The 13162-nt window shown below is 70.8% G+C and carries 9 protein-coding genes; 1 reads left to right on the plus strand and 8 read right to left on the minus strand.

What is annotated here, in order from left to right; all coding sequences use genetic code 11:
- Position 1: 1 nt before the first annotated feature.
- From OHS71_RS30525 to OHS71_RS30555, 7 genes are all read right to left on the minus strand, one after another.
- Positions 2-1828: a branched-chain amino acid ABC transporter permease gene (locus tag OHS71_RS30525; protein WP_328482543.1), complete on the minus strand. Its 1827-nt coding sequence runs from the start codon at positions 1826-1828 to the stop codon at positions 2-4.
- Positions 1829-1833: 5 nt separating this feature from the next.
- On the minus strand, positions 1834-2766 hold the full coding sequence (locus OHS71_RS30530) for a branched-chain amino acid ABC transporter permease (protein ID WP_328482544.1): 933 nt from the start codon (positions 2764-2766) through the stop codon (positions 1834-1836).
- A gap of 109 nt (positions 2767-2875) precedes the next feature.
- A complete protein-coding gene (locus OHS71_RS30535; protein WP_328482545.1) occupies positions 2876-4105 on the minus strand; it encodes a branched-chain amino acid ABC transporter substrate-binding protein in 1230 nt (409 codons plus the stop codon).
- 271 nt (positions 4106-4376) lie between these two features.
- Complete coding sequence (locus OHS71_RS30540; protein ID WP_328482546.1) at positions 4377-5222, minus strand: Tat pathway signal sequence domain protein; 846 nt, start codon at positions 5220-5222, stop codon at positions 4377-4379.
- Positions 5219-5674: a hypothetical protein gene (locus OHS71_RS30545; RefSeq protein ID WP_328482547.1), complete on the minus strand. Its 456-nt coding sequence runs from the start codon at positions 5672-5674 to the stop codon at positions 5219-5221. Before OHS71_RS30545 ends, OHS71_RS30540 begins: the two co-directional genes overlap by 4 nt.
- Positions 5675-5756: 82 nt before the next feature.
- On the minus strand, positions 5757-6245 hold the full coding sequence (locus tag OHS71_RS30550) for a hotdog fold thioesterase (protein WP_328482548.1): 489 nt from the start codon (positions 6243-6245) through the stop codon (positions 5757-5759).
- Between the two features lie 83 nt (positions 6246-6328).
- Positions 6329-8608, minus strand: a complete 2280-nt coding sequence (locus tag OHS71_RS30555) for an FdhF/YdeP family oxidoreductase (protein ID WP_328482549.1) — start codon at positions 8606-8608, stop codon at positions 6329-6331.
- 426 nt (positions 8609-9034) lie between these two features.
- Between OHS71_RS30555 and polA the strand changes: the two genes are divergently transcribed.
- Positions 9035-11761 carry a DNA polymerase I gene (gene polA, locus OHS71_RS30560; protein WP_328482550.1) on the plus strand — a complete coding sequence of 909 codons (2727 nt, stop codon included), beginning with the start codon at positions 9035-9037 and terminating at the stop codon, positions 11759-11761.
- A gap of 192 nt (positions 11762-11953) precedes the next feature.
- Here the strand turns inward: polA and OHS71_RS30565 are convergent, their stop codons facing one another.
- Positions 11954-12835: a DUF4184 family protein gene (locus OHS71_RS30565; protein WP_328482551.1), complete on the minus strand. Its 882-nt coding sequence runs from the start codon at positions 12833-12835 to the stop codon at positions 11954-11956.
- Positions 12836-13162: the final 327 nt, after the last annotated feature.

The raw sequence follows: 13162 nt of genomic DNA on the forward strand, positions 1-13162 counted from the left end.
GTCAGGCCCCTGCCTTCGTCAGGACGGTGGGAGCTTCCGCGTCCTCGTGGAACTCGAGCTGACGTCGCCGGTTGGGGATGAGGCCTTCCGGGCGGAAGCGCATCAGCAGGATGAGGGCGAGGCCGAAGGCGAAGAGCTGGTAGTCGCCGAGGAACTGGAGTTTGTTGGGGATGAGGAAGAGGAGTGCGGCGCCGATGAGGGGGCCGCTGATGGTGCCCATGCCGCCGAGGACGACGGCGGCGAGGAGGAAGGCGGAGTTGGGGGGGATGGGGCCGGCGAAGAGGTACTGCTCGGGGGTGACGGTGTAGGTGACGTGGGCCTGGACGGTGCCGGCGAGGCCGGCGAGGGAGGCGCCGACGGCGAAGGCGATGAGTTTGACGCGGAAGCCGTTGATGCCCATGGCGAGGGCGGCGGTCTCGTCTTCGCGGATGGCGACCCAGGCGCGGCCGATGCGGGAGTCGCCGCTGCGTCGGAAGACGAGGACGACGATGGCCGTGATGATGAGCATCAGGAAGAAGTAGTTGGCGAAGCGGCCGATGGTGAATCCGGCGATGGCGTGTTCGGCTCCGAAGTCGAACCCGAGGATGTTGAGGTTCGGGATGGAGGAGATGCCGTTGGAGCCGTTGGTGATGTCGGGGCCGGAGGTGCCGTCGAGGTTGTTGGCGGTGATGCGGAAGATCTCTCCGAAGCCGAGGGTGACGATGGCGAGGTAGTCGCCGCGCAGCCTCAGGGTGGGGGCGCCGATGAGGACGCCGAAGATCAGGGAGGCTGCGGCGCCCACGAGGACCGCAGCCCAGAAGGGGAAGTGGACGTGGAAGGGGGAGCTGGGGGATCCGGAGACCATGGCCGCGGCGTAGGCGCCGACGCCGAGGAAGGCGACGTAGCCGAGGTCGAGGAGTCCGGCGAGGCCGACGACGATGTTGAGGCCGAGGGCGACGGTGCCGAAGATCAGGATGTAGACGCCGACGGTGGCGTACTGGTCGTCGGTCTGGGTGAAGGGGAACATCGCGGCGGCGACGAAGGCGCCGCAGATGGTGATGTTCTGGTGGCGTGCGGTGATCTGGGAGGCCTGGTTGACGAGGCCGGACTTGTTGAGTGCGGCGAAGCCGAAGCCGGCGGTGATGAGGAAGCCGATGAACAGTTCGTCGTACTCGGTGCCGATGCCGTAGGTGAAGACGGTGAGGCCGAGGCCGAGGATGGCGACGATGACGAGGATCTCGGCGTAGGAGGGCAGGGTGCCGACGGGGCGGGCGGTGCCGCCGGAGAAGGCTGCCTTGGTGATGTCGCGGCCGCTGCGCAGGCGGTGGCGGACGAGGTCCCAGCCGGTGTCGTCGGGGTCGTGGGGCTCGGGTTCGGGCCGTTCGAAGGGGAGGGCGAGGGCGCCGAGGAAGGCGGCCAGGGTGGCGAGGGCTGCGATGAAGCCGCCGGGCTCCAGGTTCACGACGCCGCCGAGGTCGACGGTGATCGCGATGATCGTGTACCAGACGGTGGCGAAGGCGGCGAGGGCGGCGAACTTGAGTGCGCCGTCGGCGCCGGCGGGGGTGAGCCAGCGCAGGCCCTTGATGCCGTAGGAGGACAGGCCGAAGAGGGTGGTGAGGGCGCCGCCGATGAGGGCGAGGACCTGGAGGCCGCCGGGGTAGCCGTAGACGGTGAGGTCGCCGGGGAAGGCGGAGGTCCAGGTCCAGGCGAGGAAGGTGGAGACGACGGTGAGGGCGCCGCCGCCGGTGGCGAGGGCGCGGCCGGCCTGGGCCGGGATGCCGATGAGACCGGTGGTCGCCCCGGTGGTGGGGGTGCTGGGGGTCTCGGCTGTGGTGGTCTGTGTGGTCATCGGTGTCACGCCCTGTCCGCGACGCGCTCGCCGAGCAGGCCTTGTGGCCTGAACAGCAGTACGAGGATGAGAAGTACGAAGGCCCAGACGTCTGCCCAGGACTGGCTGCCGAATTTGTCCATGCCGGGGATGTCGGCGATGTAGGCGGTGGCGAGGGTTTCGGCGATGCCGAGGACGACGCCGCCGATCATGGCTCCGTAGATGTTGCCGATGCCGCCGAGGACGGCTGCGGTGAACGCCTTGAGGCCGAGGATGAAGCCCATGCGGTAGTCGATCTGGCCGTACTTCAGGCCGTAGGCGACGCCGCCGACGGCGGCGAAGACGGCGCCGAGGGCGAAGGCGATCACGATGATGCGGTCGGTGTTGACGCCCATGAGCTTGGCGGTGTCGGGGTCCTGTGCCGTGGCTTGCATGCCGCGTCCGGTGCGGGTCTTCATGACGAAGTAGGCGAGGACGGCCATGCTGATGGGGGCGGCGGCGAGGAGGAAGATGTCACCGGTCTGGATGGTGACGTCGCCGATGTGGAAGGGGCCGCCGTCGATCTGGGGGAAGGTGCGGGCCGACTTCGCCTCGGGGTACCAGGCCCAGACGGCCTGCTGGAGGGCGAGGGAGAGGCCGATGGCGGTGATGAGGGGGGCGAGTCGGGGTGCGCCGCGCAGGGGGCGGTAGGCGAACCGTTCCGCTCCGATGGCGACGAGGACGGCGACCAGGACGGCGCCGATGAGCATGAGCGGCAGGGCTATCCACATGGTCGTGCCGTTGGGCAGTACCCAGAGGTAGACGGAGAGAGCCCCGAAGGCGCCCGTCATGAAGATCTCGCCGTGGGCGAAGTTGATGAGCTGGACGATGCCGTAGACCATTGTGTAGCCAATGGCGACGAGCCCGTACATGGATCCCAGTAGCAGGCCGTTGACCAGCTGCTGCGGCAGTTCGTTCACCGCATGTCCTCCGAGACGTTCGGATGATTTCGACGTATGTGTCCGGATGTGAGTTCGCGCGGGGCGCCAGTGGAACAGCGCCCCGCGCGGCTCGTGTGATGCGGGTGGGTCAGCCGGAGTAGGTACCGGACTTGACCGGCTTCCAGGCGCCGTTCTCGACGGCGTACACGGTGAGCTGCTTGTTGGTGGCGTCACCGAACTCGTCGAAGGAGACCTTGCCGGTCACACCGTCGAAGGAGACGTTCTGCATGGCGGCGGTGACCTTGGCGCGGGCGTCGTCCGGGAGCTTGCCGCCGTTGTCGTCGACGACCTTCTTCACGGCCTCGATGATCGCCCAGGCCGAGTCGTAGGAGTAGCCGCCGTACGCCTCGTAGGCCTCCTTGTAGCCGCCGTTCTTGTAGTTGGCGACGAACTCCTTGGCGGAGGGGAGCTGCTCGACGGGGGCGCCGACCGAGGTGGCCAGGTCGCCGGTGGCGGTGGCGCCGGCCAGCTTGATGAAGTCGGCGCTGTAGATGCCGTCGCCGCCGACCACGGGGATCTTGGCGCCTGCGGCCTTGATCTGCTTGCTCAGGGGGCCGGCCTGCGGGTACTCGCCGCCGTAGTAGACGACGTCGGCGCCGGAGTTCTTGACCTTGGTGGCGATGGCCGAGAAGTCCTTGCTGTCCGGGTTGATGTGCTCGGTGCCCGCCACCGCGCCGCCGAGCTTCTTGAACTCCGCGGTGAAGGTTCCGGCCAGGCCGGCGCCGTAGGTCTTCTTGTCGTCGATGACGAAGACCTTCTTCTTCTTGGCGTCGTTGATCAGGTACTGCGCGGCGAACGGGCCCTGGATGGCGTCCGTGGTCGCGGTGCGGAAGTACGACTTGTAGACGCGCTTCTTGGAGGTCGCCCAGTCGGTGCCCTGGGTGAGCGCCGGGTTGGTGTTGGCGGGGGAGACCTCGACGAGCTTGGCGTCGTCGAAGACCTTCTGCATCGACTCGGCGACGGAGGAGTTCAGCGGGCCGACCACGCCGAGGACGGACTTGTCGGCGACGAGCTTGGTGGCGTTCTGCTGGCCCGAGGACGGCTGGGCCTGGTCGTCGAGCGCCTGGATCTTGAAGGTGACGCCGTCGACGACCTTCTGCTTGTTGGCCGTTTTGGCGGCGAGGTCGACGGAGTTCTTGATGCCGAGGCCCAGCGCGGACAGGTCGCCGGTCAGCGGGGCGTCGACGCCGATGGTGACGACGGTGCCGTCGCCGGAGTCGGAGCCCTTGTCGTCGCTGTCACGCGAGCCGCAAGCGGTGAGGGTGAGAGCTCCCGCGGACAGCGCGGCGGTAATGGCGATGAGCGAACGTTGACGCACGTTCCAGTCCTTTCCCTGGGCGGCCCTCCCCCCTGGAAGAGGCCGAGTCGAGCGCTGAACCGAAGGGGTATTCCAGCTGCGCGGTGACTGGGCGTGACTCTAGGCGGGTGAAGCTGACGGGGAGGAGGGTCTGACCCATGCTGTGACGCTCTTGTTATGACACGAGGTAATGCAGAGCGGTACTTGGTGGGTGGAAGGGCTGAATTCAGGCCGATTCGCCCTGTCCGCATGTTGAGAACGTGCAGGACGGGCCCGGGCCGTTTCAGGCGTCTCAGGCGTTTTGGTAATGACCGGAATCGTTGCTGCAGGCGACTTGTAGGGCCTCGGACAGGTCGTGCGCATAGCGCGTGCCCAGGATGAAACTGTGAACCTGTATTGCGCGCGCATTACGTAGAGTTACGTCTATGAAAGGCAGTCCGGCGTCCTTCGGCGCTTTTCCGCATTCCGTTACGCGCAAGGTGATGACGACCTTGTGGGCGGACCCGGCTTTCGTCCGGAACGGAGCCCGCGGGGCCGAGGTCAGGGAAATCCCGGCATAGGGCTGGGTCACGCGTGTGACGGTGACAGGCGGGCCGGACTCGACGCCGAGCAGCACCTCGAAGGCGAAGGTGCGAGGGCGGGTGCCGGGCGGTACGAGGACCTCGCCGAGGTAGCTGACGTCCACCACCTGGGACGGGAACGGCGGTGCGGGCGACGCCTGTTCGGGAGGGCGCGGCCGGGTCGCGTACAGGTATCCGCCGCCCGCGAGGAGCAGCGCGGCGCAGAGGGCGGCGAGGGCGGCCCGGCGGTGGGCGGCGTAGAGGCGGTCGGGGCGACGGAGCAGACGTCGGAGGGGACTTGGGGCGCTCGCGCCGAGGAATCCGAGGAATCCGCCCGGGCCGGGGAAGCCGTCGGGGCGCCGGGAACCGGGGAACTGCCGTGAGCCGGGGGAGCGGTGGGTCGCCGGGGTGCCGAGGGCGGCGGGGGTGCGCTCGCGCCCGGCGGTGCCGGCGCTGCGAGTCGGCCCGGGGACTTCGCCGGGGGCCGGGGCGTCGTGCGGATCGGAGGTGTCGTGCGGGTCGGAGGTGTCCCACGCGTGCGTGCCCTCGCCGGGCTCCACCGGGCCTACGCCGCTCACTGCCAGGGCCCTGCGGTCGGGGCGCCGGAGCGGTAGCGGTCGGCACAGCCCTCGCCTGCCTCGCGGTCGATCAACTCGTCGGCCGCCGCGGCGCCTCGGGTCTTCTTCGCGGCCCGCGCGCCGTCGACGACGGTCCGCAGGATCTCGTACTGCCCGTCGGACAGTCCCATCGACTGGTAGTCGCCGTAGGCGGTGCTGTCCAGCACCGCGCGGGACCAGTGGGCGACGAGGCGGGTGCACAGTTCCTGCGGCGAGGTCGTGGACGGGGTCCCGGACGGCGCGGGGCGCGGGGTGGCGGGCGGGGGTGGTGAGGCGGTTCCGCTCGCAACGGCGCTCCCGGAGCTTCCGCAGCCGGTGGCCAGCAGGCCGGCCAGTAAGGCCGGTCCGAGCAGCCGTGCCGCCGCCCCCGCCCGTGCCGCCGCCCCCGCCCGTGGGCCTCCTCCGGTGGTCATGCCCTGACGCTAGGCCGCAGCGGTGCCGGGGAGCAACGGGCGCGTGCCCGTCACCCTCCGCGGCGCCGTCGGCGGCCGGTCGTCAGCCGGCGGGGCGTGCCTGCGGGCCGTCGCCGGGCCGTACGTCGCGCAGCAGGCAGGTGAGGCGCGCGGTGCACACGCGCCGCCCCTCCTGGTCGCTGATCACGATCTCGTACGTCGCCGTCGAGCGCCCCTGGTGCACGGGTGTGGCGACGCCGGTGACGAGGCCGGAGCGGGCGCCTCGGTGGTGGGTGCAGTTCAGGTCGACGCCGACGGCGATCTTCGAGCTGCCGCCGTGCAGCATGGCGCCGACCGATCCGAGAGTCTCGGCGAGGACCGCGGAGGCGCCGCCGTGCAGCAGTCCGTAGGGCTGGGTGTTGCCCTCGACGGGCATGGTGCCGACCACCCGGTCGGCGGAGGCCTCGAGGATGTCCACGCCCATGCGGGTGCCGAGGTGGCCGGCGGAGAACAGGGCCAGGATGTCGATGCCGAGGGCCGTGTACTCGTCGATGACCTCTTGCGGGAACTTCACGTGCTGCTGCTCGCCCATGGGGCCCGGCTCCGTTCGTCGATCACAGTCCGGCGTGGATCACAGTCCAGCCGGATCACAGTTCAGCATGGCTGAGCAAACGCTCAGTCGGTAGCCGATTGTTCCAGACGGACGACGACGGACTTGCTGGCCGGGGTGTTGCTGGTGTCGGCGGTCGCGTCCAGCGGGACCAGGACGTTGGTCTCCGGGTAGTACGCGGCGGCGCAGCCCCGCGTGGTCGGGTAGAACACGACCCGGAAGCCGGGCGCCCGCCGTTCCACGCCGTCGCGCCACTCGCTCACCAGATCCACGTAGGACCCCTCGGCGACCTTCAGCGCGCGTGCGTCCTCGGCGTTGACGAGGACGACGCGGCGGCCGTTTTTGATGCCCCGGTAGCGGTCGTCGAGGCCGTAGATGGTGGTGTTGTACTGGTCGTGCGAGCGCAGCGTCTGCAACAGCAGACGGCCCTCGGGCAGCCGCGGGTACTCGACGGGGGCGGCGGTGAAGTTGGCCTTGCCGGTCGCGGTGGGGAAGCGGCGCTCGTCGCGCGGGGCGTGCGGGAGGGTGAACCCTTCGGGGCGGGCCACGCGCGTGTTGAAGTTCTCGAAGCCGGGGATCACGCGCGCTATGCGGTCACGGATCGTCGCGTAGTCCTGCTCGAACTCCTCCCACGGCACCTTGCTGCTCTCGCCGAGCACACGGCGCGCGAGGCGGCAGACGATGGCCGGCTCGGACAGCAGGTGCCCGCTCGCGGGGGCGAGGCGGCCGCGCGAGGCGTGCACCATGCCCATGGAGTCCTCGACGGTCACGAACTGCTCGCCGCCGCCCTGGAGGTCGCGCTCCGTGCGGCCCAGTGTGGGCAGGATCAGGGCCCGCGCGCCCGTCACGACGTGCGAGCGGTTGAGCTTCGTCGACACGTGCACCGTCAGCCGGGCGCGCCGCATGGCCGCCTCGGTGACGTCGGTGTCCGGGGAGGCGGAGACGAAGTTGCCGCCCATCGCGAAGAACAGCTTCGCCTCACCGTCGCGCAGCGCGCGGATGGCGCGGACGACGTCGAAGCCGTGTTCGCGCGGGGGTGCGAAGCCGAACTCCTTCTCCAGGGCGTCCAGGAAGGCCGGCGCGGGCCGTTCGAAGATGCCCATGGTGCGGTCGCCCTGCACGTTCGAGTGGCCGCGCACCGGGCACACGCCCGCGCCCGGACGGCCGATGTTGCCGCGCAGCAGGAGGAAGTTGACGACCTCGCGGATCGTCGGCACGGAGTGCTTGTGCTGGGTGAGACCCATGGCCCAGCAGACGATGGTGCGCTCGGAGGCGAGCACCATCCGCAGGGTCTCCTCGATGTCCGCGCGCGTGAGGCCGGTCGCGGTGAGCGTCTCGTCCCAGTCGGCGGCGCGCGCCGTCTCGGCGAACTCCTCGAAGCCGTGGGTGTGTTCGCCGATGAACGCCTCGTCGAGTGCGCCGTCCGTCTCCAGGATCAGCTTGTTGAGGAGGCGGAACAGGGCCTGGTCGCCGCCGATGCGGATCTGGAGGAAGAGGTCGGTGAGCGCGGCGCCGGAGGTGAGGCCCTTGGGGGTCTGCGGGTTCTTGAAGCGCCCGAGGCCCGCCTCCGGCAGCGGGTTGATGCTGATGATCTTCGCGCCCCCCGCCTTGGCCTGCTCCAGTGCGGAGAGCATGCGCGGGTGGTTGGTGCCCGGGTTCTGCCCGGCGACGATGATCAGGTCGGCCCGGTAGAGGTCCTCGAGCAGGACGCTGCCCTTGCCGATGCCGATGGTCTCCGACAGGGCCGAGCCGGACGACTCGTGGCACATGTTGGAGCAGTCCGGCAGGTTGTTGGTGCCGAGTTCGCGGGCGAACAGCTGGTAGAGGAACGCGGCCTCGTTGCTGGTGCGGCCCGAGGTGTAGAAGACGGCCTCGTCGGGGGATGCGAGGGCGGCCGCCTCCTCGGCGATGATGTCGAAGGCGCGCTCCCAGGTGACCGGCTCGTAGCGCTCTCCCCCCTCGGGGAGGTACATGGGGTGGGTGAGGCGTCCCTGCTGGCCCAGCCAGTAGCCGCTGCGGCCCGCGAGGTCGGCGACCGGGTGCGCGGCGAAGAACTCGGGGGTGACCCGGCGCAGGGTCGCCTCCTCGGCGACCGCCTTCGCGCCGTTCTCACAGAACTCCGCGGTGTGCCGGTGCTCGGGTTCGGGCCAGGCGCAGCCCGGGCAGTCGAAGCCGTCCTTCTGGTTGACGCGCAGCAGCGTCAGCGCGGTGCGCTTCACACCCATCTGCTGCCTGGCGATCCGCAGGGAGTGCCCGACGGCCGGCAGTCCGGCCGCCACGTGTTTCGGTTCGGCGACCTGGGGAGCGTCCTGGACCGGATCGTCCTTGGGCGGCTTCGTTGCCATCGCGCGCTCTCCTTCGCTCGCCTGTGCCACACGGCTGCACGATCCTCGCACGAGGCGCCGACACCGTTCACGTGCCGGTCGGCGAAAGGCGGCGAAGCCTGCGCGGTCGGCGGTCGGCGGTCGGCGGTCGGCGGTCGGCGGTCGGCGGGCCGTGGCCGGCGGGCCGTGGCCGGTGGACGGCGGGTACGGGCGTCGTCGGACCGGGCGGTGGGCGGTGGACGGCGCACGGGCGGCGAATGGAAGGCGGCTGGACGGCGGTCGGTCGGATCACGCAGGTCGGATCACGCAGGTCGGATCACGCAGGTCGGGTCGCGCCGGCCGGGTGCGGGCGGACGGCCGGCTGGCGGTGGGCGGTGGGCGGTGCGCGATCCGGTCGGTCGTGGCGGCCGGGGCCGAGTGTCAGTGGGGCGTGGCAGGATCGGGGGCGTGGCAGAGACAGCATCGAAGAAGACCGACACCCCCTCCGGCGAGAGCCGCCCGCGCCTGATGCTCATGGACGGGCACTCGCTGGCCTACCGCGCGTTCTTCGCGCTGCCCGCGGAGAACTTCACCACCGCGACGGGCCAGCCGACGAACGCGATCTACGGTTTCGCGTCGATGCTGGCCAACACCCTGCGTGACGAGGCGCCGACGCACTTCGCGGTCGCCTTCGACGTGTCCCGCAAGACCTGGCGCTCCGAGGAGTTCACCGAGTACAAGGCGAACCGCTCCAAGACACCGGACGAGTTCAAGGGCCAGGTCGAGCTGATCGGCGAACTCCTCGACGCGATGCACGTGTCGCGGTTCGCGGTGGACGGCTTCGAGGCGGACGACGTGATCGCCACGCTCGCCACCCAGGCCGAGGCCGAGGGCTTCGAGGTCCTGATCGTCACCGGCGACCGCGACTCCTTCCAGCTGGTCAGTGAGCACACCACGGTGCTGTATCCGACGAAGGGCGTCTCGGAGCTGACCCGGTTCACCCCGGAGAAGGTCTTCGAGAAGTACGGGCTGACCCCGGCCCAGTACCCCGACTTCGCGGCGCTGCGCGGCGACCCGTCCGACAACCTGCCGGGCATCCCCGGTGTCGGTGAGAAGACGGCCGCGAAGTGGATCAACCAGTTCGGTTCGTTCGCGGAGCTCGTCGAGCGCGTCGAGGAGGTCAAGGGCAAGGCCGGGCAGAACCTGCGCGACCACCTGGAGGCCGTCAAGCTCAACCGCCGTCTCACCGAGATGGTCACCACCGTCGAACTGCCGAAGACGGTCGTCGACCTGGAGCGCGCCCCGTACGACCGCACGGCCGTCGCGATGATCCTGGACACCCTGGAGATCAGGAACCCGTCGCTGCGCGAGCGGCTGCTCGCCGTGGACCCGGCCGGCGCCGAGGCAGAGGCGACCATGGTGATCACCGCCGGGGTCGAGCTGGACGGCACGGTGCTGGGCACCGGCGAGCTGGTCGGCTGGCTCGCGGAGCACGGCGCCGAGACCCTGGGCGTGGCCACCGTCGACACCTGGGGGCTGGGTGCCGGCTCCGTCGCCGAGGTCGCGCTCGCCGCGGCCGGGGGACCCGCCGCCTGGTTCGACCCGGCGGAGCTGGACGAGGCCGACGAGAACGCCTGGGCGGCCTGGATCGCCGCCGAGGACCGGCCCAAGGTCCTGCACAACGCCAAGGGCGCCATGCGCGTCTTCGCCGAGCACGGCTGGTCCGTCGCCGGCGTCCGGATGGACACGGCGCTCGCCGCCTACCTGGTCAAGCCGGGCCGCCGCTCCTTCGACCTGGACGCGCTGTCCCTGGAGTACCTGGGCCGTGAGCTGGCGCCCGCCGCGGCCGCCGACGGCCAGCTCGCCTTCGGCGCGGAGGACAGTGCCGAGGCCGAGGCCCTCATGGTGCAGGCCCGCACGATCGTCGACCTGGGCGAGGCGTTCCGCGGCCGTCTGGAGGAGGTCGGCGCGGCCGACCTGCTGGGCGACATGGAGCTGCCCACCTCCGCCCTCCTGGCCCGTATGGAGCGGCACGGCATCGCCGCCGACCGCGCCCACCTGGAGGCCATGGAGCAGATGTTCGCCGGCGCCGTCCAGCAGGCCGTGAAGGAGGCGCACGAGGCGGCCGGGCACGAGTTCAACCTGGGCTCGCCCAAGCAGCTCCAGGAGGTCCTCTTCGGTGAACTGGGCCTGCCGAAGACGAAGAAGACCAAGACCGGCTACACGACCGACGCCGACGCCCTGGCCTGGCTCGCCGGTCAGACGGACAACGAGCTGCCGGTCATCATGCTCCGCCACCGCGAGCAGGCGAAGCTGCGGGTCACCGTCGAGGGTCTGATCAAGACGATCGCCGCGGACGGCCGTATCCACACCACGTTCAACCAGACGGTCGCCGCCACCGGCCGGCTGTCGTCCACGGACCCGAACCTCCAGAACATCCCCGTCCGTACCGACGAGGGCCGGGCGATCCGCCGGGGCTTCGTCGTCGGTGAGGGCTTCGAGTCGCTGATGACCGCCGACTACAGCCAGATCGAGCTGCGCGTGATGGCCCACCTGTCGGAGGACGCGGGCCTCATCGAGGCGTTCACCTCCGGTGAGGACCTGCACACCACGGCCGCCTCCCAGGTGTTCGCCGTCGAGCCCGGCGCGGTGGACGCGGAGATGCGGCGCAAGATCAAGGCGATGTCCTACGGCCTGGCGTACGGTTTGTCGGCGTTCGGCCTGTCCCAGCAGCTGAACATCGAAGCGGGTGAGGCCCGCGGCCTGATGGACGCCTACTTCGAGCGCTTCGGCGGCGTACAGGACTACCTGCGCCGCGCGGTCGACGAGGCGCGGGCGACCGGCTACACGGCGACGCTCTTCGGCCGCCGCCGCTACCTGCCCGACCTGAACAGCGACAACCGGCAGCGCCGTGAGGCGGCCGAGCGCATGGCCCTCAACGCGCCGATCCAGGGCACGGCGGCGGACATCGTCAAGATCGCCATGCTGAAGGTGGACGCGGCACTGGGCGCGGCGGACCTCAAGTCCCGCATGCTGCTCCAGGTCCACGACGAAATCGTCCTGGAGATCGCCCCGGGCGAGCGCGCGGCGGTCGAGGAACTGGTCCGTCGCGAGATGGCCGGCGCCGTCCACCTGAGGGCCCCGCTGGACGTGTCGGTCGGCTCGGGCACGGACTGGGAGTCGGCAGCGCACTAGCCTCCGGCGGCGGGACGGGGGACCGGCGAGGCCTGCTCCGGCCTCGGCGTCTCCCGGTCTGTCCCTGGCTCGGTCCGACCCGTGGACGAGGGGCCCGGCGAGGCATCGGCGCATCGGGCGGGCCACGGTGTTCGCGTGCGCCGAGGTGGTGCGGACCGCCGTGTCCCCTCGTCGTCGCGGCGACGAAACCGCTCAGCGGACGCCCGGACGGCTCCGCCGCGCGCTGACCTCCTCCGGTTCCGGCCGCCCCGCGCGGGGGTCTTGTGCTGCCGGGCCGGCCGGACGCCGCAGTCGCACGACGACCGCGTACAGCAGCAGCCCCGGCACCAGCCCCGCGCCCGCCCCGAAGCACACGGTCGGGACGAGCTCCCACGGCTTCGCCCCGCGCGTTCCCCAGTACTCCCACCACCGCATCATCCGCAGGACCGCCGCGACCAGCGCACACCCGCCGATGACGGCGCCCGCCCACCACCGGTCCCGCGCCGACAGCAGGGCGACCCCCACCGGCTCGACGGCCGGCGCCCGGCGCAGCGCGTGCGTCACGAACACGGTGATCACCACCGCGGCCACGGCCGAACCGCCGTACTGGAGATACCAGTACAGAGGTGAGCCGGCGACGGTCTCACCGAGGACGGGGAACAGCCGCATGCCCCAGCGGTCGAGGTGCGTGAACGCGTCCCACACCACGTGGGTGAGCGCGCCGAGCACCGCGGAGACGTACCACCACAGGGCCGTGGCCGGCCGTGCCCGCGCGCGTGGCGTTCCGCAGCGGGTCAGCGCCGCCGTCCGGCCCTGCCGGGACCGGGGCAGCAGCGCCACCAGCGGTTCGCGCACCAGCAGCCAGAAGCCCACCAGCCCCCAGGCGATGAGCACGTCGACGGTGAACACGCCGGCGAGGGAGTGCGTGACGTCGCCGAACTCCATGGCCGAGTCCAGGACACTCGCCGCGTAGTAGGTCATGTCGGGAGCGAAGGAACCCGCCACGAGGACCGCCGGGACGAGTCGGCCGCGGCCGGTGCCGTCGGCGCGCACGGCGGGCAGCACGGCCGCTGCGTGACTCAGGGTGAACGGCAACGGGGCTCCCCGGGGCGGACGTTGACGGACCGGTCGGCCCGGTGATCGACGACGTCCAGTATGCGGGGGACGGTTCCCGGGCAACGGCACATGACCGGCGGGTGAAAACGACGCCCGAACGGGTGCCGGTGCAAAAGAAGTTGTCGTAGGGTCGCCTGGGTCGGCGTGCCCGAAGGGGCGTCGAACAGCAGGGCAGAGCAGGGCAAACCCCCCGCGGGTGCAACCCTCGGGGCGGGTTGACCGTCACAACAGTGACGGCGGAAGCAACGGCTGCGGCAGCGGCAACAGCCGTGACGGCAGGATGCAGGCGAAGAGATCGGGCGTACG

This window comes from Streptomyces sp. NBC_00377, from assembly GCF_036075115.1.
Taxonomy (GTDB): Bacteria; Actinomycetota; Actinomycetes; order Streptomycetales; family Streptomycetaceae; genus Streptomyces.

What these genes read in the sequence shown, in the direction of transcription:
- OHS71_RS30555 (WP_328482549.1), bottom strand. Translation starts at nt 8,608, where the DNA reads ATGGCAACGAAGCCGCCCAAGGACGATCCGGTCCAGGACGCTCCCCAG.
- OHS71_RS30545 (WP_328482547.1), bottom strand. Translation starts at nt 5,674, where the DNA reads ATGACCACCGGAGGAGGCCCACGGGCGGGGGCGGCGGCACGGGCGGGG.
- OHS71_RS30525 (WP_328482543.1), bottom strand. Translation starts at nt 1,828, where the DNA reads ATGACCACACAGACCACCACAGCCGAGACCCCCAGCACCCCCACCACC.
- OHS71_RS30550 (WP_328482548.1), bottom strand. Translation starts at nt 6,245, where the DNA reads ATGGGCGAGCAGCAGCACGTGAAGTTCCCGCAAGAGGTCATCGACGAG.